Origin of the sequence: Paraburkholderia aromaticivorans (assembly GCF_012689525.1) — a bacterium.
Classification (GTDB): Bacteria; Pseudomonadota; Gammaproteobacteria; order Burkholderiales; family Burkholderiaceae; genus Paraburkholderia; species Paraburkholderia aromaticivorans_A.
This window is the reverse complement of record NZ_CP051516.1, coordinates 1749875-1770477: the sequence shown is the minus strand read 5'-3', so window position 1 is coordinate 1770477 and position 20603 is coordinate 1749875. Positions and strand designations below refer to the sequence as shown.

General features: G+C 59.6%; 20 protein-coding genes and 2 tRNA genes. 10 read left to right on the top strand and 12 right to left on the bottom strand.

Annotation, left to right across the window (positions count from 1 at the left end):
- The first annotated feature begins 66 nt into the window (after positions 1-66).
- Complete coding sequence (locus tag HF916_RS35790; RefSeq protein WP_240975815.1) at positions 67-213, top strand: hypothetical protein; 147 nt, start codon at positions 67-69, stop codon at positions 211-213.
- An 81-nt stretch (positions 214-294) separates the two neighbouring features.
- Here HF916_RS35790 and rpiA read toward each other — a convergent pair whose 3' ends face one another.
- From rpiA to rnr, 3 genes are all read right to left on the bottom strand, one after another.
- Positions 295-990, bottom strand: coding sequence for a ribose-5-phosphate isomerase RpiA (gene rpiA, locus HF916_RS35785; protein WP_168793511.1), 696 nt, complete (start codon positions 988-990; stop codon positions 295-297).
- Positions 991-1055: 65 nt separating this feature from the next.
- Positions 1056-1799 (bottom strand): 23S rRNA (guanosine(2251)-2'-O)-methyltransferase RlmB, encoded by a 744-nt coding sequence (gene rlmB / locus HF916_RS35780; RefSeq protein ID WP_168793510.1) that lies wholly within the window; start codon positions 1797-1799, stop codon positions 1056-1058.
- Between the two features lie 195 nt (positions 1800-1994).
- Positions 1995-4496, bottom strand: coding sequence for a ribonuclease R (gene rnr, locus HF916_RS35775; RefSeq protein WP_168793509.1), 2502 nt, complete (start codon positions 4494-4496; stop codon positions 1995-1997).
- 338 nt (positions 4497-4834) lie between these two features.
- On the opposite strand from rnr, the gene HF916_RS35770 reads away from it, so the two are divergent.
- The 3 genes from HF916_RS35770 to HF916_RS35760 all read left to right on the top strand — a co-directional run bounded on the left by HF916_RS35770 (position 4835) and on the right by HF916_RS35760 (position 6155).
- Positions 4835-4921, top strand: a tRNA-Leu gene (locus tag HF916_RS35770).
- A 240-nt stretch (positions 4922-5161) separates the two neighbouring features.
- Positions 5162-5248, top strand: a tRNA-Leu gene (locus tag HF916_RS35765).
- Positions 5249-5573: 325 nt separating this feature from the next.
- A complete protein-coding gene (locus HF916_RS35760; protein WP_240975814.1) occupies positions 5574-6155 on the top strand; it encodes a tyrosine-type recombinase/integrase in 582 nt (193 codons plus the stop codon).
- 196 nt (positions 6156-6351) lie between these two features.
- Here HF916_RS35760 and HF916_RS35755 read toward each other — a convergent pair whose 3' ends face one another.
- Together HF916_RS35755 and HF916_RS35750 are read right to left on the bottom strand one after the other, a co-directional pair.
- Positions 6352-8556, bottom strand: a complete 2205-nt coding sequence (locus tag HF916_RS35755) for an OsmC domain/YcaO domain-containing protein (protein WP_168793508.1) — start codon at positions 8554-8556, stop codon at positions 6352-6354.
- On the bottom strand, positions 8546-8779 hold the full coding sequence (locus tag HF916_RS35750) for a hypothetical protein (RefSeq protein ID WP_168793507.1): 234 nt from the start codon (positions 8777-8779) through the stop codon (positions 8546-8548). Before HF916_RS35750 ends, HF916_RS35755 begins: the two co-directional genes overlap by 11 nt.
- On the opposite strand from HF916_RS35750, the gene HF916_RS51775 reads away from it, so the two are divergent.
- Positions 8705-8881: a LysR family transcriptional regulator gene (locus HF916_RS51775; RefSeq protein ID WP_168795761.1), complete on the top strand. Its 177-nt coding sequence runs from the start codon at positions 8705-8707 to the stop codon at positions 8879-8881. The genes HF916_RS35750 and HF916_RS51775 overlap by 75 nt on opposite strands.
- An 87-nt stretch (positions 8882-8968) precedes the next feature.
- Here HF916_RS51775 and HF916_RS35740 read toward each other — a convergent pair whose 3' ends face one another.
- The 5 genes from HF916_RS35740 to HF916_RS35720 all read right to left on the bottom strand — a co-directional run bounded on the left by HF916_RS35740 (position 8969) and on the right by HF916_RS35720 (position 12041).
- Positions 8969-9337: a hypothetical protein gene (locus HF916_RS35740; protein WP_168793506.1), complete on the bottom strand. Its 369-nt coding sequence runs from the start codon at positions 9335-9337 to the stop codon at positions 8969-8971.
- Positions 9334-10110: a molybdate ABC transporter substrate-binding protein gene (locus HF916_RS35735; protein ID WP_168793505.1), complete on the bottom strand. Its 777-nt coding sequence runs from the start codon at positions 10108-10110 to the stop codon at positions 9334-9336. Before HF916_RS35735 ends, HF916_RS35740 begins: the two co-directional genes overlap by 4 nt.
- Positions 10111-10193: 83 nt before the next feature.
- A complete protein-coding gene (locus HF916_RS35730; RefSeq protein ID WP_168793504.1) occupies positions 10194-10577 on the bottom strand; it encodes a nuclear transport factor 2 family protein in 384 nt (127 codons plus the stop codon).
- A 30-nt stretch (positions 10578-10607) separates the two neighbouring features.
- Positions 10608-11549: an aldo/keto reductase gene (locus tag HF916_RS35725; RefSeq protein WP_168793503.1), complete on the bottom strand. Its 942-nt coding sequence runs from the start codon at positions 11547-11549 to the stop codon at positions 10608-10610.
- Between the two features lie 291 nt (positions 11550-11840).
- The gene (locus HF916_RS35720; protein ID WP_168793502.1) at positions 11841-12041 is read right to left on the bottom strand and encodes a hypothetical protein; all 201 of its coding nucleotides are present in this window, start codon (positions 12039-12041) and stop codon (positions 11841-11843) included.
- A gap of 349 nt (positions 12042-12390) precedes the next feature.
- Between HF916_RS35720 and HF916_RS35715 the strand changes: the two genes are divergently transcribed.
- Positions 12391-13101 carry an SDR family NAD(P)-dependent oxidoreductase gene (locus HF916_RS35715; protein WP_168793501.1) on the top strand — a complete coding sequence of 237 codons (711 nt, stop codon included), beginning with the start codon at positions 12391-12393 and terminating at the stop codon, positions 13099-13101.
- Positions 13102-13272: 171 nt separating this feature from the next.
- Positions 13273-13824 (top strand): DUF4863 family protein, encoded by a 552-nt coding sequence (locus HF916_RS35710; RefSeq protein WP_168793500.1) that lies wholly within the window; start codon positions 13273-13275, stop codon positions 13822-13824.
- Positions 13825-13981: 157 nt separating this feature from the next.
- On the opposite strand, the gene HF916_RS35705 is transcribed toward HF916_RS35710, so the two are convergent.
- On the bottom strand, positions 13982-14182 hold the full coding sequence (locus HF916_RS35705) for a copper chaperone (protein WP_168793499.1): 201 nt from the start codon (positions 14180-14182) through the stop codon (positions 13982-13984).
- A 483-nt stretch (positions 14183-14665) separates the two neighbouring features.
- Between HF916_RS35705 and HF916_RS35700 the strand changes: the two genes are divergently transcribed.
- Genes HF916_RS35700 through HF916_RS35690 form a run of 3 tightly spaced genes read left to right on the top strand, consistent with a single transcriptional unit; the run spans position 14666 to position 18915 of the window.
- On the top strand, positions 14666-16291 hold the full coding sequence (locus tag HF916_RS35700) for an MFS transporter (RefSeq protein WP_168793498.1): 1626 nt from the start codon (positions 14666-14668) through the stop codon (positions 16289-16291).
- A gap of 12 nt (positions 16292-16303) precedes the next feature.
- Positions 16304-17380, top strand: a complete 1077-nt coding sequence (locus tag HF916_RS35695; protein WP_168793497.1) for an HlyD family secretion protein — start codon at positions 16304-16306, stop codon at positions 17378-17380.
- A complete protein-coding gene (locus HF916_RS35690; protein ID WP_168793496.1) occupies positions 17377-18915 on the top strand; it encodes an efflux transporter outer membrane subunit in 1539 nt (512 codons plus the stop codon). The genes HF916_RS35695 and HF916_RS35690 overlap by 4 nt, the downstream gene beginning before the upstream one ends.
- A gap of 138 nt (positions 18916-19053) precedes the next feature.
- Here the strand turns inward: HF916_RS35690 and HF916_RS35685 are convergent, their stop codons facing one another.
- Positions 19054-20379, bottom strand: coding sequence for an epoxide hydrolase family protein (locus tag HF916_RS35685; protein ID WP_168793495.1), 1326 nt, complete (start codon positions 20377-20379; stop codon positions 19054-19056).
- Positions 20380-20603 lie beyond the last annotated feature (224 nt).

Sequence of the window (20603 nt, the reverse complement as noted above, 5' to 3'; positions counted from 1 at the left end):
CTATGCGCCCGACGATCGACGCTTCGCCACTCGCCCATTCCTTACAAACCGGGGGATGTCACGGCATTGGCTGATGCGATCGGCACGTTGCGTGCCGATCCGGCATTGGCGCAGCGTCTTGCGGGACAGGCGCTGGCCGATGCGCAATCGGAATTTTCAGTGGGGCGGTATTGGCATCGGATGACGCAGGCGATCACGCAAGCCGCGCGCTAGCGGTGTAGATGCGAGTCATGCATTCGATGTCCGCGCGAGCCGGTCGATCCAGGCCCGCGCGCGACGTTCGGGCAGCGTTGCTCAGCCCTTGCTGTACTCGATCGTCTCGACGCCGGTGTCCGTGCCGAGCAGGCACAGATTCGCGCCACGGCCGGCGAACAGGCCCACCGTCACCACGCCCGGCCATGCGTTGATGTGCATTTCCAGCGTGCGCGGGTCGCTGATACGCAAACCCTTGACGTCGATGATTTCATTACCGTTGTCGGTAATGAACGGCACGCCTTCTTTCGTGACGCGCACCACCGGTACGCCGCCGAGCGCCGTGACGCGGCGGCCGATCGCGGTACGCGCCATCGGCACCACTTCGATCGGCAGCGGGAAATTACCGAGCGTCTCGACCAGCTTGCTGGCGTCCGCGATGCACACGAACACGTCCGACACCGACGCGACGATCTTCTCGCGCGTCAGCGCGCCGCCGCCGCCTTTGATCATCGCGCCGCTGTGGTCGATCTCATCGGCGCCGTCCACGTACACGGGCAGCGAATCGATTTCGTTGAGGTCGAACACCTTGATGCCGTGCGATTGCAGCCGCGCGGTGGTGGCGAGCGAACTCGACACCGCGCCGCGATAGCGCGCCTTGTCGGCAGCCAGCGCGTCGATGAAACAGTTCGCGGTGGAGCCGGTGCCGACGCCGATCACCGCGCCTTCGGGCACGGTGGCGGTCACGTAGTCGGCGGCGGCCTGGCCGACCAGTTGCTTAAGTTCGTCTTGAGTCATGGGAAAGGCAGGCGAGCAGTAAAAAGCGCTAGTTTACCGGAGTGGCATGCTGACGCCGGTCGAAATCACTTCTTCACCGCCCGCTGACGCACCGCTTCGAACAGACACACGCCGCTCGCCACCGAGACGTTCAGGCTTTCCACCGTGCCCGCCATCGGGATCTGCATGACCACGTCGCAGGTGTCGCGCGTGAGACGGCGCATGCCCTCGCCTTCGGCGCCCATCACCAGTGCCACCGGACCGTCCAACTCCGTGTCGTAGAGGCTCTTGGTGGCCTCGCCCGCCGTGCCGACGACCCACACCCCGGCATCCTTCAACTCACGCAGCGCGCGCGCCAGGTTCGTCACGGTGATGTACGGCACGGTGTCGGCCGCGCCGCTCGCGACTTTCGCGGCCGTCGCGTTCAACCCCACCGCGCGATCGCGCGGCGCGATCACGGCGTGCGCGCCGGCGGCATCGGCGACGCGCAAACAGGCGCCGAGATTGTGCGGATCGGTCACGCCGTCGAGCACCAGAATCAACGGCGAACCGTTGATGCCGTCGAGCAGTTCGGCCAGGTTCTGCGCAAGCGGCATGTCGCCCGCACGCGCGACCACGCCCTGATGACGTTCGGTGTGCGAGAGGCCCCACAGACGCGTTTCGTCGGCGGCGATCAGACGCACGCCAGCTTCTTTCGCCGCGTGCAGGAATTCGGTCATGCGACGGTCTTTGCGCGTCGCGTCGTAATAGACCTCTTCTACCGTCGACGCGTCATGCCGCATACGTGCGGTCACTGCGTGGAAACCGTATAAAACCTTGAGACGTGTCATGACTGATACAACCTTTGATTGAGCGCGCGTGAAAGGCGCGCTGCTGTGATGAATACGAACCTGAGTGCTTTGCGTGCTTTTATGGTTGCGCTGCGGCTGCTGTGTTCGAATGCTTGACGGCGATGAAACGCAGACCGCGCGCAACCGGCACGTTGCTATGTGCCCGATGCGCGCGGTTTAAGCAAGCAGGCGGCTTCAGCGCTTCTTGCGTGCCTGCGGCTTCGGTGCCGATTTGGTCGCGGCGCCGTGCTTCTTCGCCGCGCCGCGCGCTGCACGTGCTTCCTTGACCGCCGCGGTTTGCGCGGGCGCAGCCTTCTTGCGGCGCGCGCCCGGCGCTGCCGCGCCACCTTCCATCGGCGGCAACGCACGCACGCGTGCCCCACCGTTTTCACCGGACGACTTGTCGGCCGACGGACCACGCACCATAGGCGGCTTGATCGGCGTGTCGCGCACGAGCCGGAAGTCGATCTTGCGTGCATCGAGATCGACGCGGCTCACCTGCACCCGCACGCGATCCGACAAGCGATAACGAATGCCGGTGCGCTCGCCGCGCAACTCGTTCTTGATCTCGTCGTACTGGAAGTAGTCCGAGCCGAGTTCGGTGACGTGCACGAGGCCTTCGATAAAGAGCGAATCGAGCTGCACGAAAATGCCGAACGATGTCACGCCGTTGACCATGCCGCCGTACTCTTCGCCGAGCTTGTCGCGCATGAAGTAGCACTTCAGCCAGGCTTCAACGTCGCGCGAGGCTTCGTCGGCGCGGCGTTCGTTGGCCGAGCAATGCAGACCGAGCTCTTCCCAGATCGCCACGTTGTTGCCGCGCTGACGGCCGCGCTTTTCGTCGTCGGCCTGCTGCATGGCACGAGCGCGCGGCGACAGCGCCGTATTCAGTTCGATGCCTTGCGCCGGCTCCGGCTGATACTTGCGGCCTTGCAGGATCGCGTAGATCGCGCGGTGCGTGAGCAGGTCGGGATAACGGCGAATCGGGCTCGTGAAGTGCGCATACGCCTCATACGCGAGGCCGAAGTGGCCGATGTTGTCCGGGCTGTAGACCGCCTGCTGCATGGAGCGCAACAGCATGGTTTGCAGCATCTGCGCGTCGGGCCGTTCGCGGATCTGCGCCATCAACGCGGCGTAGTCGCTCGCGTGCGGCTTCTCGCCGCCGTTGAGCGTGAGGCCCATGCCACGCAGGAACGTGCGCAGATTCTCGAGCTTTTCCGCGGTCGGTCCGGCGTGCACGCGGAACAGGCCAGGATGTTTGTTGCGCTTGAGGAAGTCGGCCGCGCAGACGTTCGCGGCCAGCATGCATTCCTCGATCAGTTTGTGCGCGTCGTTGCGGGTGCGCGGAATGATCTGTTCGATCTTGCCCTGCGCATTGCAGACGATATACGTCTCGGTCGTATCGAAGTCGATCGCACCGCGTTTCTGGCGCGCGGCGAACAGCGACTTATAGACGCCGTACAGATTCTGCAGTTGCGGCAGCAAGGCGGCGCGGCGTGTGGCCTCCGGACCCTTGGTGTTCTTCAGCACCGCGGCGACTTCCGTGTAGGTCAGACGCGCGGCCGAGTGCATCACGCCGGGATAGAACTGATACGCCTTCACTTCGCCACGCGCGGTGACGATCATGTCGCACACCAGCACGCAACGGTCGACGTGCGGGTTCAGCGAGCACAAGCCGTTCGACAGTTTCTCCGGCAGCATGGGGATCACGCGGCGCGGGAAATACACCGAGGTGCTGCGTTCGATCGCGTCGGCGTCGAGCCCGCTCTTCGGGTGTACGTAGTGCGAGACGTCCGCGATCGCGACGATCAGACGGAAGCCCTCGCCACGGCCGACCTGAACCGGCTCGCAGTACACGGCGTCGTCGAAGTCGCGGGCGTCTTCGCCGTCGATCGTGACGAGCGGCACGTCGCGCAGATCGATGCGATGGCGCGCGTCGACCGGGCGCACTTCGTCGGGCAGGCGCGAGGCTTCGTCGAGCGCGGCCTGGCTGAATTCGTGCGGCACGCCGTACTTGCGCACCGCGATTTCGATTTCCATGCCAGGGTCGTCGATATCGCCGAGCACTTCCACCACGCGGCCGAGCGGCTGCGAATGACGGCTCGGGAAATCGGTCAGCTCGACCACCACGACCTGGCCGACTTTGGCCTTCTTGGTGTTCTGCTGGATCAGAATGTCGTGGCCGATGCGCTTGTCTTCGGGCGCCACAATTAACGCGCCGTTCTCGTTGAGCAGGCGGCCGATCACGCGCTTGTTGGCGCGATCCGTGACTTCGACGATATGCCCTTCCGGACGGCCGCGCCGGTCATAGCCGACGATGCGCGCAAGCACGCGGTCGTTGTGCATGACCTTCTGCATTTCGGCGGTGGGCAGGAACAGATCGTCCTGGCCGTCGTCACGAATCAGAAAGCCGTAGCCGTCGCGATGACCTTGCACACGTCCCGCGACGAAGTTCGACGGATGAGTCAGCTGATAGAGATTGCGCTGATCGAGCCGGATCTGGCCGTCGCGCTCCATCGCGCCGAGGCGCTTGAAAAATCCTTCGCGCTCCTGGCGCTTGATCGACAGGGCTTCGGCGATGTCGTTCGCGGCAAGCGGCGCTTCACTCGTGCGCAGGACGCCGAGGATTTCCTCGCGGCTTGGAATCGGATACGGAAATTTGCTCAAGGGCTTGTCGATGATTTTTTCTCGTTGCATGGACGTCGATCGCGATGTGGCTCGGCTTGGGAAGCGATTACAGTGCGCTCTGGTTGCGCTTCAGTTGCGCTTGAATTGCACCTGCAAATGCACAGAAAAAAACTGCTCGGGTCCGGCTCGTTCAAGGCTGAGTCCGACGGGCGTGTGCACCGTGCCAACGAACTACTGCGAGGCATTCTAACACCCGTCTTGCGCGCCAAGCGGACCCGTCAATAGATGCTGGGCGGTTGCCAGGAGGCGCGTGCACGCTAGTCGTCGCAATGTTTAAGTGGGTTTTGAGAAACGCTTGACAGGCTCTAATCTGTCGCTATAATAGCGTTCTTTGCTGTTCATCACCTGCCCAGGTGGCGAAATTGGTAGACGCACTAGGTTCAGGTCCTAGCGGTGGCAACACTGTGGAGGTTCGAGTCCTCTCTTGGGCACCAGATTCAAAAGTAAAGCCGCTTACGAGCGGCTTTACTTTTTGTGTGAAGCCAAATGATCCGATTCTGTTTATCAGCGCGGATTACTTGGTGGATTAAGTGGTTGGCGGGACGGTTGTCGAGCGGTGAAGCATTGCTTTACTGCACGCAATATCCGGGCGTTTGATTGAAGCGAGTTAGTTTGCATGTGGGGATTGACACGCTGTATCACCACGCTAAAATAGCGGTCTAGCTTGAATACGTGCCCAGGTGGCGGAATTGGTAGACGCACTAGGTTCAGGTCCTAGCGGTGGCAACACCGTGGAGGTTCGAGTCCTCTCCTGGGCACCAACGGTTGTTCCGGCGTAAGCCGAAGTAGTTCGAGAAACCCCGTAAGATCAAAGTCTTACGGGGTTTTTTGTTCTCTTTATTTCCCTTGCGTTCCGCTGACGTCGACGATTTTTGCGTGTACACGGAATCGAGATGTTAGGCCATGCCCAGACGCGTCGAACCGGGAGAACTTCCTCAGTCTCGGCCCCTCTCCGATATCACGCGGGCTGCGCACGGAGGTCGGCCATACCGCGCGCAATCTTGTACGCGAAGGCACCGATACGGTCGAACATCGCCGGGCGGAGTCCACCGCACGCAAACGCGTAGCCGAAGTGCCTTCCATCTCGTGGCCCAGCGCTGGCTCGACTTCAAACGCAAGGAATGGGCAGACGAAACCTACCGGAAGGCAGAGTTTGTCGTACGCGAATACCTGAATCTCGCGCTCCGCTACAAGCCCATCTCGACGCTTGCCACACCAGAGGTCAAGCCCGTACTCGAAGCAATCGCCTCTCATGCGCCTAATCGCGCGACCAAAGCACGGCAGTTTTTCGCTGGCATCGTGACGTACGCTGTTCAAAACGGACTGCGCGAAGATGGTGCCGCGTTGACACTCCGCGGCGGCGAGCCACGCCACGACAAAGGCCAGATACCAGCGATCACCACGCTTGGGGACATCGCTCCGCTCGCTCTTGCCATCGATGCCTACAAGTCGCCCATTACCCGCGCCGCCCTCGAGCTCACCATGCTGACCGGCCTTCACCCCGGCGTCATTGCCGCAGTGCCGTGGGACGAGGCGAACCTCAAGACAGCTGAATGGCATGTTGAAGCCGAGCGGATGAAAATGCGGCACGATCACATCGTGCCATTGCCGAAGCAGGCGATCGCCGTCCTGAACGAGTTGCAGTCACTTACCGGTAAGGGGCACTAGGTCTTTCCGTCCCCTACTCGCCCAAAGACCCCTCATTTGCATCGAGATGCATTGAACAAAGCACTGCGAGAGATGGGCTTTCAAGGAAAACACGCGACGCACGGTTTCCGGGGCATGCATCGTACGGTCGGACGAGAACGACCGGTCGGAAAGGGATCACAGGTCGATGGTCAACCATCACTTCCCTGTCGTATCCCTAACTCGCTGTAGCCGCCACATTGGCCCGCGCCTTATGCAATTTTTTATAACTGTCGATCAGGCGGTGGTGCCTATCGAGACCCTCCAGTTTCATACTCGTCGGCGTTAACCCATAGAAGCGCACGCTGCCGTCCACTGACCCCATTACCGCGTCCATCCGGCCGTTGCCAAACATCCGACGGAAGTTGACCGCGTAGTCGTCCAGTTCCAGGTCGTCATCGAGCAGCACCTCCAGCACCACATTCAAGGCCTGGTAAAACAATCCGCGCTCGACCGTGTTGTCGTTGTACTGCAGGAAGGCTCCCACCAACTCTTGCGCCGCCTCAAATTGCTGCAAGGCGAGATGAATCAGCAGCTTCAACTCGAGAACTGTTAGCTGCCCCCAGTCCGTATTCTCGTCAAATTCGATGCCGATCAAAGTGGCAATATCGGAGTGTTCATCCAGTTCACTGTTATCCAACCGCTCAAGCATTGCTGCCAGGCCGGCATCGTCCAGGCGATGCAAGTTCAAAATATCGGCGCGGAACAACAGCGCCTTGTTTGTGTTATCCCAGACCAAATCCTCTACCGGGTAAATTTCCGAATAACCGGGCACTAAAATCCGACAGGCTACGGCGCCCAACTGGTCATACACCGCCATGTACACCTCTTTGCCCATGTCTTCGAGAATTCCGAACAACGTTGCGGCTTCTTCGGCGTTAGAGTTTTCACCTTGGCCAGAAAAATCCCACTCAACAAACTCGAAATTCGCTTTGGCGCTGAAAAAGCGCCACGACACCACACCGCTGGAATCAATGAAGTGCTCAACAAAGTTATTTGATTCAGTCACGGCGTTACTGACAAAGGTGGGCTGAGGTAAATCGTTCAGGCCTTCAAAACTGCGCCCCTGTAGCAATTCCGTCAGACTCCGTTCCAGCGCCACCTCGAAGCTCGGGTGTGCGCCGAACGAGGCAAAGACACCGCCTGTCCGCGGGTTCATCAATGTGACGCACATCACCGGGTAGGTTCCGCCCAGCGACGCATCCTTTACCAGCACCGGAAAGCCCTGCTCTTCCAACCCCTGAATCCCGGCCAGAATGCCAGGGTATTTCGCCAGCACTTCGTGCGGCACATCAGGCAATGCGATTTCACCTTCCAGAATTTCACGCTTTACCGCCCGTTCGAAAATTTCGGACAGACATTGCACCTGCGCTTCGGCCAGCGTATTACCGGCACTCATGCCATTGCTGACGAATAGGTTTTCGATCAGGTTGGACGGAAAATACACCACTTCGCCGTCCGACTGCCGCACATACGGCAGTGAACAGATACCGCGCTGCACATTGCCGGAGTTGGTGTCGTACAGATGCGAGCCATACAACTCGCCATCGGGATTATAAATTTCCAGGCAGTACGCATCCAGAATTTCAGCCGGCAGCGCATCCTCAGAACCAGGCTTGAACCAGCGCTCATCCGGGTAATGTACAAACTCCGCATTGGCGATGTCTTCGCCCCAAAACGCACCGCCATAGAAGTGGTTGCAATTCAGGCGCTCGATAAACTCTCCCAACGCCGACGCCAACGCGCTTTCTTTGGTCGATCCTTTACCATTGGTAAAACACATCGGCGAGTGCGCATCGCGGATATGCAGCGACCACACATTTGGAACGATATTGCGCCACGAAGCGATTTCAATCTTCATGCCCAAGCCCGCCAAAATGGCCGACATATTGGCGATGGTCTGCTCCAACGGCAGATCCTTGCCCGCAATATAGGTGCTGGCGTCAGAAGCCGCGTTCAACGTCAGCAACGACTGAGCATCCGCATCCAGGTTCTCTACCTCTTCAATTACAAACTCGGGTCCGGCTTGCACTACTTTTTTCACCGTACAACGGTCAATGTAGCGCAAAATACCTCGGCGGTCTGCTTCCGAGATATCCGGCGGCAGCTCAACCTGAATCTTGAAAATCTGCTGGTACCGGTTTTCCGGATCAACAATATTATTCTGCGACAGGCGGATATTTTCGGTAGGAATATTGCGATTTACGCAGTACAACTTCACAAAGTAAGCTGCACACAAGGCCGACGAGGCCAGAAAATAATCGAAGGGACCAGGCGCCGAGCCATCGCCCTTATAACGGATAGGCTGGTCGGCCACTACCGTGAAGTCATCGAACTTCGCTTCAAGACGTAGCTTATCGAGAAAGTTGACTTTAATTTCCATGGGGGAATCCTAAAAATGGTGCTCTAAATGACGTAGCCGCTATTATCCGTCGCCAACGCAATCTTGCCAGAGCTTGCAGAAGCATGATCTTAACTTCGGCCACGCCTTCGTCCAATAGGCATGCACCAAGTGCTGCAATCGCGTTCACCTGAGCCAGCCAGCGTTCAGCCGCAGCATCGCCGCGTTCGAGCAGACGTGCGGCTTGCGCATCTTCGATCGCCACGGCGGCTCGGTCGAACTCACGTCGCGTCGCCTGGATTACCGGACGGGACCGTCTTGCCGGTGCATGTCGAATGCGACGACATCACGTTGCTCAAGCTATTGATCCCCGATACAGATATCGTGTTGACCTGCGCTGATCGGCTGGTGCGCGACGAGGTCGCCAAAGGCACGCTGGTGCGCTTGCCGATGCTCACATGGTCCATGGTCCATGGTCCATGGTCCAGACGTCGAAGCCGTAGCGAGCAAACTCGTCCACGAACGAGTAGTTCTCCGCGTCCGGCACTTGCAGGTCGAAGCCCCCACGACCCGAAAACGACGAACCGTGCACAAGGAATAACACCGGCTTCCGGCCGGAACTTGCGTTGCGGTCGTCCGCGAGTCGCTTGCGATACAGATACAGTTTCACCGCACCTTTCTGCGCCCAGTGATCTCCAGCAATGATCCGCGGCGCCGCCGCGTTGGCAGAAAGCGGCACCGACGCGGCCATCACGGTTAGCGCCGCGCCTTGCAGCAAACGGCGGCGCTGGCCCCTCTGCTGCGTGTCTTTCGTGTTGCTCATTGTTCCCCTCCCCGCGAGACGACGTCGAATCCGTTCGCCTTCAAAGACGCCTGCACGGCGGGTCCGGTGAGATAAGACAGGAGTTTCTTCGCTGCATCCGGATGCTCGCTCTTTGTGCCGATGCCCACCACGTAGGTCGTTACGAGCTGCAAATTTTCCGGGATCGGCCCGACGAGGATGACACCCTGCACGGGCTTGATTTCGCTGGTCTGCCCCAATCCGAGGGACACCTCGCCTCGTGCCGTCGCTTCCATGGCGGTTTGCCCTTCCGGATAATATTTGACCTTGGGGTCCACCGTGCCGCCAATCCCGAGACGGTCAATCAACCGGGCCAGATAGATGCCGGAAGTAGCGCCGGTGGCGGGATCGGCCATACCGATCGAAGGGGCATCGAGCAGGACCTTCGTGAACGCCGGCTCGTCATTGATCGCGGGCAACGCGGCACCGGCTTTGACCGCGACTCCGAGCCGCACGCGTGCGATATCTACCTGTGAACCCTTCCTGACAAGTTGACGCTCGGTCAGTTTGGCGAGGGGCTCGGGTGGGACGATGACGAGGTCGAACGCCAGTCCCGAGATTGCCCGCTCACGCACCTGTCCCGCGGTGCCGTAAATGAGGCGCACGCGATCGCCTGTTGCAGCCAGATATCGTTCGGGCAGGTTCTCCAGTGCACCTTTCATCGCAGCCGCCGAGAGAATGACCAGATCCGCCGCATGAGCGGCTTGCATCGTGACCAACACTATCGCCAGCAGAAGTCCTGCTTTCGTCTTCATAAGCATGTGTTCCGGTGAGCATCACTGCGTACGGCATTGTCGAGTTGTCGGACGGCATTCTCGCGAACACATACTATGCGACGTCACGCAATCTGTTGAACCCAGCGACTCCGCCAACCCGGTGCCTCGAAGGGATCCGAAAAATACTGGGTCTCGTGAATGACCTTGTCGTTGCAGAACTCCATGATGCTTACCGTGAAAGCCACTCGCCCCTCATAAGTGATGGTGTACTCCGTGACCCAGAGATTACCTTCACCTTGAATTCGCCTGACATTGAAACCCGATGGCTTATCTGGATGATGACTCCGCAGTGCCTGCAAATTGCTTCGCCCAATGATTCGTTCACCTGACTGGGGATAGTCACAGATGGCATCATCCTCGTAAATATCGTGTTCTGCGTCGAGATCACCGACCGCCGACGCGTGCCAGTGCGCGTTCAGGGCTTCACGTATCTTGTCTTCCTGCATGGCGTGCCTCCGAATACCGTTCACGTCTATCTATTGCGGACGCCGCGGAATAAACCCGGGGCTGCCCGTCTTGACGACTTCGTTGTACCTCTGCCTCGTCTCAATCCGGTTGATCTCGTCGAACGCCTCTGCCGGAAGCGCGGAGATATCGAAATTCTCTCGCGCGCGGACGGCAGTCTTGGGGGTGGTGAGCAAAGCTCCGCCGCGCTGGATCGCCCAGGCAAGCAGTACCTGTGCTGGCGTCTTTCCAATTCGTGCAGCAATCTGCGAGATGACCGGATCCTCAAGCGGCCCCGGCCTGATTCCGTGACCCAATGGCGCAAAGGCCAAAAACACGATCTCTTTCTCCCTACAGAATTCCAGAAGCTCTGTTTCCGGAAGATACGGATGTGCTTCGACCTGCACCACCGCCGGCTTGATTCGTGCCGATTCATAGAGAGGCCGCAATTCGTTCAAGCCGATGTCGGACAGTCCAATGGCCCGGCATCTTCCATGGTCGACGAGATCTTCCATCGCCCTCCACGTGTCTAGCAAAGTCACGCCTTTATCGTAGATGATGTCGCCGTTTTCGTCGCGCGGGTCCTGCTCATCTCCCGCCTGGAATGCGAACGGCGTGTGTATCAGATAGAGATCGAGATAGTCGAGCCCGAGTCTGTCAAGACTTGCCTCGAACGCCGGTTCGACACGCTCGCGCCGGTGATTGGAATTCCACAATTTTGTCGTCACGAAGACGTCTTCGCGCGCGATCCCTCCGGCAGCCAGCCCTATCCGCAGAGCTTCGCCCACCTCGCGCTCGTTTCGATATCGCTCGGCGCAATCGAAGTGTCGATAGCCGGCGTCCAGCGCGTCTCTGGTAGCACTGGTAGTCGTAGCTGCATCGGGAATCAGCGTGCCGAATCCGAGCGCGGGCATGCGGCCGCCTCCGTGACTAAGCGCTATCTTTCTGCTCCGGAAATCGGAAGACTCAATCATGGCGACACCTCCGCACTATTTCATGCTCTGCGATGAAGGACCGACGCTTGGGCCCGCAATTGCGGCGCCAGGTCCATGAACGGAAAAAACGTCAACGACCCGTGTCGGATCACCGCGTCATAGCGATTCCTGGCTGACGAATTCGTGAACTGCTTACACTGAGTCTCTTTACTCAACGGTATGTGAAGTGCCGCTTCAGCGGCAGGCGCGACGTCGTAGCTTTGGCAGAGAAGTCGGCGTCGCTCGACAACCCAAGCGAGCAGAGCGGTGGCCCTGATGCCCTTCTCTCTTTCAGGCCGTATTGGTGTTGAATGTGCTGAAATTGAAGCTGTCAAATCGAGTCGCGCTGATTTGCAACTCAGCCGCCGCCGTCAGCGTCAACCGACGCGCCGCACAGGTCCGCGTCGTGATCAAGTGTAGCAAATGAATCACTGGGTAGCAGCGGTGGATGCCGGGAAAGTACAGCATGCAGCTGATGTGATTCCACTCCATGCAACAAATCGTGCGCACTGTTCGGTGCTGGTCAACTGTCGCGTGATCAAGGTCAGCATGGCGCGCGTATGCCGCGAGCCGACTCCACCTTGCGAATGCTAGGATTCCGGAGAATTTAGCGTGGTGGCCGAAAATGAGCAGCAAATGTCCCCAAACCATCACAGCTAAAGCGTCGGTGAAAGTCCATAGAACGTAGAGTGCTCTCATTGGCAGTCAAAAGATTGCTGGTCTTGCGCAAATTGACGCGGACTGGATGGCACTGAACCTTGCCGTTCTTCTATCGCTGCCTCTATCGGAGCCGTCGGCCGGGTCGGCGTCGAAGCCGAGCAACTTATTTTCAGGGCAAAGCATGAACACGTCACATAAAGTTGTCGTCGTTACCGGCGCATCGCAAGGCATTGGCGCCGAAGTCGTGAAGGCATTTCGAAAGCTCGACTACCGCGTTGTTGCGACCGCACGTTCGATCAAGCCGTCGGACGACGCGAACATCCTGACAGTAGCCGGTGATATTGGTGATCCAGCGACCGCCCAACGTGTCATTTCCGAAGGCGTCGCACGGTTTGGCCGGATCGACACGCTGGTGAACAACGCCGGCATTTACATCGGCAAGCCTTTCACCCAATACACCGCCGAAGACTACGCCGCGGTCATGAATGTGAACGTCGCGGGCTTCTATTACGTCACGCAACTCGCCATCGCCGAAATGGAAAAGCATTCGAGCGGCCACGTGGTTAGCGTGACCGCCAGCATTGTTGACCATGCGATCAGCGGCGTGTATTCGGTCATGGCAGCCCTGACGAAGGGTGGTCTGAACGCCGCCACGAAGTCGCTGGCAATCGAGTACGCGAGGAAAGGTATTCGCGTGAATGCCGTGGCGCCGGGGATCATCAAGACGCCGATGCACGCGCTGGAAACCCATGAAGCGCTGGGCGCCTTCCATCCGCTCGGGCGCATGGGCGAGATGAGCGATATCGTCGACGCTATCCTGTTCCTTGATTCCGCACCGTTCGTCACGGGAGAAATCCTGCACGTCGACGGCGGCCAGAGTGCCGGTCACTAAGCACCATTGACCTGCTGGGCGCCGCTAGCCGGTGCCTTTTTTATCCCTGGAAAACAGAATGGCGCTACGCCTATCCTCACGATCCAGGCATCATCCAACCCTCTCTTGATACGTGGACGCTGTGCTCCTCATGCCTGCTGTGCACGACGTTCAATCCAAGGACGAACTTGAATGTCCCAGACCCAATTCACCAGTACCAAAGACGAACTTGTCGCCCGTTTTATCCCCTTTCTGCAAGAGGTCAAGGACATGACCACGAGCACCGAGGTCGAGCAATGGCTGAATACGAAATATGGCATTGAAAGCGAGTTGTACAGGGATCTGTCACGACTGATTATTCTCGGCGTGAACGAGGGCTGGGCGGCCGACGCCGAAATCGCCGGCCCGCGTTACCGTCGTTCACGACTCGTTGCGCCCTGCGCGGAGACGTTCTTCTTCAGCATTACAGCGGTGCTGATGGACAGCACGGATAACGCCCAGAACAACGCCGACGGCAGCTTCCGTGGCGACTATCACTCGCACCCGTATGGCGAGTTCAATCTGGTGGTACCGCTTCACGAAGGCGCTGCGCTCGCAGGTCCGAACGGCTGGTGTTATGGCGGCTGGACGGCACCGGCACCGGGAAGCCACCACTTTCCGGAAACCAAGGGCGGCGCTGTCATCTCGCTCACGCTTCTGCCCGCAGGACGGATTGCGTTCGACGTCGAACCACCGCAGCATTGAAGCGCTCAGCGGCGCGCTGCCCAAAAGAGAGACGCCGCTAGCGCTAGCCCTGAACAGCCAGTCGAGCTTGGACCACGTGTGTCTGCTTGACCATAACCATCAGACGTTCCACGGCCACCCCTAAAGCCGCTGCGATTGAATCCAGTCTCATGCCTGTCTACGCTTCGACGATGATCACCTCATAGTTTTCGTCCTCGAAAGCGACGAGAAACTCTTCAGGCATCAGCCATGAATCGACGCTCACTATCTTCGTGTCAATGTCGACGTTGACCTTTGCGTCGGCGTCGACGGTCTTCATCGCATGCTCAATCGTTGATACGTCGTCTGAGCGGATTTCATTTTTCATCGAAAATTTCATTTGTCAGTTCCCCAGTCAACAACGCTTGAATAAAGCAGGACCTAGCGATTCATCGGCGTCAGTGGGTCCGCATTAGCCAGACGCAATGCCATATTGCCCCGGAATCTCTAAAGCGTGCCAGAAAAAAGCGGCTCGCACCGCTACACCTTTGCCAAAATTTGTTCTGTTAGCCGAATGGAAAAAGAACGTTTCCAGGTGAGTGCGTTGTCCCCGTTTCTGTGGTGACCTTGGCTGGATTTGTGAATGGAATGGACCGATAAGCGGCCTTTTTGACTTCAGGAGAGCAGGCCTGTCTCCTAGAATGAAATCAACTCATTGCGTGGCAGCAATACGTGAGTGAACCGGCTGGAATGAGTGCAGTAAAAACTATAAGGTCATCGGATCGGGCTTCTTCGCGGCGCATCCGGGATCTTTGCGAGCACCGGGCGTGACAGGGAGATTTCCCGACGGAATGCCCCATTAAATACTGGTGGCCGGACCCTTATGAATAGCGCCAACTCACCGATAACTGGAACAGGAGAACCGAAGCTTGCGCCATCGTCGGCGCCTGTCTCTGTACCCGCGACAGGGACTCCAGCACAGCAAACGTCCACCGAAGCGGAGCTGCCACTGCGGCTCACGATCGGCCTGCTCGGCATGTTGCTGGCGTCGCTGCTGGCGATATTGAACGAACAGGTCACCGCGGTAGCGCTCGCGGATATTCGCGGCGCGTTCTCGATCGGACGTGATGACGGGACCTGGCTGACCACGCTCTTCGAGGCGACGAACGTGGCCACGATGGTATTCGCGCCGTGGTTCGGCGTGACGTTCACGCTGAAGCGCTTCACGATCGGCGCCGTGCTGGCCGTGATGGTCCTTGGATTCCTCTGCCCCTTTGCGCCGAACCTGCTGACGCTCTATGTATTGCGTGCGCTGCAGGGCGTCGCAGGCGGATGTCTGCCGCCGATGCTGATCATCGTGGCGCTGCGTTACCTGCCCCCGAAGGTCAAGTTATATGGGCTCGCGGGATATGCACTGACCGCGACCTTCGGACCGGCGCTCGGCACGCCTCTCGCCGCGTTATGGACGGAATATGTCGGCTGGCAAATGGCATTCTGGCAAATCTTGCCGCTTGGCCTCGTGAGTTGCGTGGCAATCTACAAAGGACTGCCGGCGGATGCCACTAAACTCGAACGGTTCCGTTCGTTCAACTGGACCGGATTCATACTCGGTTATCCCGCCATCGCCATGCTCGTGATCGGTCTGCTGCAGGGTGATCGCCTCGACTGGCTGAACTCCACGTTGATCTCCACGATGTTTTGCGGCGGGACGCTGTTGCTCGTGGCGTTCCTTGTGAACGAATGGTTTAATCCGCTGCCGTTTTTCAAACTTCAACTGCTTGCCCGCAGGAACTTCACGCACGGACTGCTGACCCTGGTGGGCGCAGTTACGCTGCTGGTGGGCGTTGCCGCCATACCCAGCCAGTATCTCGCACAGATTCACGGTTACAGGCCACTGCAAACCACGCCGCTGTTTTTGCTGGTGGCCATTCCCCTGTTGATTACGCTCCCTGCAACCGCCGCCGTCCTGAACCTCCGGCAGGTCGACCACCGCTGGATCATGGCCATTGGACTTTCCCTGATGGCCACCACGTGCTTTCTGGGGAGTTTCGTGACCTCCGATTGGGTTCGCGAGAACTTCTACTGGCTTCAGTCGTTACAGATCCTGGCGCAACCGATGGTGATCATGGGAATCCTGATGGGCGTCACGACTGGCTTGCCGCCAACGGATGGTCCGTTTGCTTCGGCCATGTTTAACACAGTCAAAACATTGTCCGGCGCTGCGGCAACCGGCCTCATTGAAGGTCTGGGCACTGCGCGCGAGCATTTTCATTCGAGCATGCTGGTGGACCACCTGGGCAACAACGCGCTGGTCACGGGCCAGAGCATCGATGCCGTTCACGGTCTCGGTGAACTCGCACACCGGCTCCACGAGCAGGCCGTCGTACTCACATCGGCGGATCTCTATCGCGTGATGGCAGGTATCGCCGTCGCCTTTCTTTTCGTTATTCCGGTGTTACCCGTGCGTGTTTATCCGCCCTGGAGCACGACGCAGCCCCCTTCCCGCTAAGCGACGCTATCTATGTCATCCGCTACCCGATTTCCTCCCAGAACAATTCGTCTTGCCGCGTATGTGGTCATACTCGGCGTCGCTATACTGGCCTGCATATGGCTGTTTTCCGGCTCAACCAGCGAGACCACGAACGATGCCTATGTGACGGCCGATTTCACGCTGGTCGCGCCGCGTGTCGCGGGCCAGCTTTCCGAGGTGCTGGTCGAAGACAACCAGCAGGTCAAGGCCGGGCAATTACTGGTACGCATCGACGACCGCGACTTCCGCGCCGCCCTGATGAGTGCGCAGGCGGACGTGGCGGCAGCCAGGGCATCGGTCGCGAACTACGAGGCCGAGATTGCACGACAGCCTGCGCTCGTCGATCAGGCGCGTGCCACGCTGCGCGCAGATGACGCGACGCTCGGGTTTGCGCGCGCGAACGCCGCGCGCTACCGCAATCTCTCGGAAACCGGTGCGGGAACGACACAGGAGCAGCAGCACGCCGCAAGCACGCTGGCCGAGGAACTCGCGCAGCAGGCGCGCAACCGCGCCGCGCTCGTGGCGACCGAGCAGAATCTCGACGTTCTGAAGACACAGCGCGACAAGGCCGCCGGCGCGTTGGCGCATGCCGAAGCCGCTTTTGAGCAGGCGAAACTCAACCTGTCGTATACCGAGATCCACGCGCCCATCGACGGCAAGGTCGGACGACGTTCGGCACGCGTCGGCGCATTCGTGACGACCGGCGCGCCGCTGCTCGCGATTGTCCCGCTGTCGGACGCTTATATCGTCGCCAACTTCCAGGAAAACCAGCTTGCCCGGATGCGACCCGGCGACACCGTGCGTATCAAGGTCGACAGCATTCCTGACGTGACGATCCGGGGCCATGTCGATAGTCTTGCGCCCGCCACGGGCGTGAGCTTCGCGCCTATCGCGCCCGACAACGCAACGGGCAACTTCACCAAGATCGTCCAGCGCGTGCCGGTCAGGATCAGCATCGATCACGGACAACAGGCTGCGTCCGCATTGAGCGTGGGCCTTTCCGTCGAAACGGAGGTCGCCGTCGGCAAGCGTGCCGATATGCGGATCGCGGGAGCGGACGCGAAATGAACGCGAGCGACTTCTCCCTCCGCACGCCGGCGCTCGCGTTGCTGCTGTGCTCCATGCTCACGGGCTGTCTGGTTGGCCCGAACTTCGAACCTCCGCAGACGGCCACGCCCGACGTGTTCAACCGCACCCAAGCCGCGCGGGCTTCGAGCAAAGCAGTCGAATCCGAATTCACGCCGGAATGGTGGACGCTGTTCAACGATCCGATACTGAACTCGCTGGAACAACAACTGACCGATGCGAATCTCGATGTGGCGGCCGCATCGGCGCGTCTGCGGCAAAGCCGGGCGGAACAGCGCATTGCCGGTGCCGAAGAATATCCGACGCTGAACGGCGCCGCCTCCTATAACCGCGAGCGTGGGAGTCCGAACGGCATCCTGTCGCTGCTTGGCGTCACCCCGACGGGGAGTCAGACGCAGTCGGCATCGGGCAGCGCGCCGCTTGGCGTCGCGCCATTGCCGGGCGCCAAGGGCTCGCCCGCTTACGATCTTTACCAGTTCGGTTTCGATGCCTCATGGGAACTCGACTTCTGGGGTCGCGTCCGACGCGGTGTCGAGGCCGCGTCGGCGCTCTCCGATGCCTCGTACGAGGACCGCAACGCAATCCTGCTGTCCACCCGCGCCGAACTCGCGCGCGACTACATTCAACTGCGCGACACGCAGGCCCTGCTCCAGATCGCGAAACAGAACCTTGAAATCGCCCACGACGCCACGAAGCTCACGGAAAACCGGGTGCATGAAGGCGTCACGACGGACCTGGACGTAGCCAACGCGATGGCCCAGGCGGAGTCGATCGAAAGCCTGATTCCGACGCTCGAATCGCGCAGCACGACTACGATCAATGCGATCGGCGTGCTCCTGGCAAAGGAACCCGGCGCATTGCAGCAGATGCTCGCCGAGCCGCACGATGTGCCGGCACTGCCCGATCAGGTGCCGATTGGCGTTCCGTCGGAACTGGTACAGCGCCGACCCGACATCAGAAAAGCGGAGGCCCAACTGCATGCAGCCACGGCGACGATCGGTATGGCGAAGGCCGACTTCTATCCGCGCATATCGCTGAACGGCAGCGCGGGGTTCCAGAGCCTGCAGTTGTCGAATCTCGCCGACTGGGCGTCCGGTCAGTTTGTCGTGGGACCGTCGATCACAATGCCGATATTCGAAGGCGGACGTCTCAAGGGCACGCTTCATTTGCGCGAGGCGCAGCAGCAGGAGGCGGCGATTGTCTACAAGCACACTGTGCTCCAGGCATGGCGCGAGGTGGACGATGCGCTCGTCGTCTATGACGCCGAACAGCGGCGGCGCGATCGCCTGAAAACGGTCGTGAGCCTGAACCAGCGCGCGCTGTCGATTGCGCGGCAACGGTACAAGGCAGGTGCGGTGGATTTCCTCGACGTGCTTAACGTGCAGAAACAGTTGCTCGATGCGCAGAGTAATCTTGAACAGAGCAAGGCCGACGCCGACGCGAACCTCATCACGCTGTGCAAGGTGCTCGGCGGCGGATGGGAGTCAACGTATGCCAGACAGGACAGTCCTCATTGAACCGGTCGTCTGTTGCACGCGACAAGATGTGCGTATGGAGCGGATGTTCCCGTCGCTGACCTTCCGCAAACAGGATGTCAGCGAACGAGCACCTTTACGACCCCGCCAGCCGTTTCAACGTCGCCTGCATCTTTGCGTTCAACGCAGCGACCGGAAGCTCACGCGAACCTCTTCCGAGAAAACTTGCGGCTGCTCCCAAGCCGCAAAATGTCCGCCTTTGGGAAGGCGGTTATAGTGAATCAGCTTGGGATACGCCTTCGCTGTCCAGCTTTGCGGGGCAGCGTAGATTTCATCTGGAAAGACGCTGACGGCAACCGGGATGGCAACATGTTTGGGAGCAAAGAAGTTGAGCTTGTTTTCCCAATACAACCGCCCTGATGAAATTGCGGTGTTCGTGAGCCAATAGAGCGTCACGTTGTCGAGAACGTCGTCCCGCGTAAGCCCTTCGGACTGACCGTCGAACACGCGTGCGATGAGCGCCTGGCTGGCTGAGTCGTGGTCGAGCATCCACGCGGCGAGGCCGACAGGCGAATCCTCAATGCCGTACAGCGTCTGCGGGCGGTTCGCCATCTCCAATGCGTAGCCCAGACCGTGCTTGTAGAAATAGTCGAGCTGGTCGAACGCGTGCTTCTCATCGGGTGAGAGACCTGTTGGCGCCGGCTCTCCGAGCTTGAGTGCCTGTGCAATGTCGTCCGGCACAGTTGCCGGCATATTGGTGTGAATGCCGAGCAGTTCCGGCGGTGCCAGCAGAGCCATCTGCTCCGTGACAGCATTCCCCCAATCGCCGCCTTGCGCCACATATCGCGTGTAGCCGAGCCGCTTCATCAGTACGACCCAGGCGCGTGCGATCCGAACAGGATCCCAGCCGGTCGCCGTCGGTTTGCCTGAGAACCCGTAACCCGGGAGCGACGGAATCACCACATCGAATGCGTCCGACGCCGTCCCGCCATGAGCGGTCGGATTGGTCAGCGGACCGATGATCTTCAACTGCTCGATGATCGAACCCGGCCACCCATGCGTGACGATAACCGGCAACGCATTGGCATCTTTCGAACGAACGTGGATGAAATGAATGTCGACCCCATCGATCTCCGTGACGAACTGCGGCAGCGCGTTCAGCCTCGCTTCGACTTTGCGCCAGTCATAGTCGGTCGCCCAATACCGTGCGAGCTTCTGCATTGTCGCGAGTTGCACGCCTTGTGACGCATCAGTCACCGTCTCGCGGTCAGGCCACCTGGTTGCCTTGATACGCCTCTTCAATTCGATGAGTTGCGATTCCGGCGCGTGCACACGAAGTGGACGAATAGCGGTCTTGTCACCGCCGCTCGACTTCGTGACTTCAGTGATGGTTTGATTCGTCTCCGCGAAAGCGAGTCGACTCAACGAGCCCGCAACAACGGCCGCCGCTGCCACGCCGATAAACCGACGGCGCGACGGGGTCTGGGGAAGAATATTGTCAGCCATACAAGCTCCTGTTGGCAAAGAGTCCAATGAGGTGGAGCGATGAGTGCGGCAGCAACGCAAATCCTGGGCAAGCACCTTCACGATTGTCCAATTGAGTCGCCTGTCGAGGCAGCCAGTTGGCAAGCCTCACATCGTTATCGCTTCGACCGGCCGCAAACCGTAGTTCGCAGTAGTTGTAGCGATTGTGTGGAAGCAAACCCTCCGGGTAAACGGCCAGGTTAGAA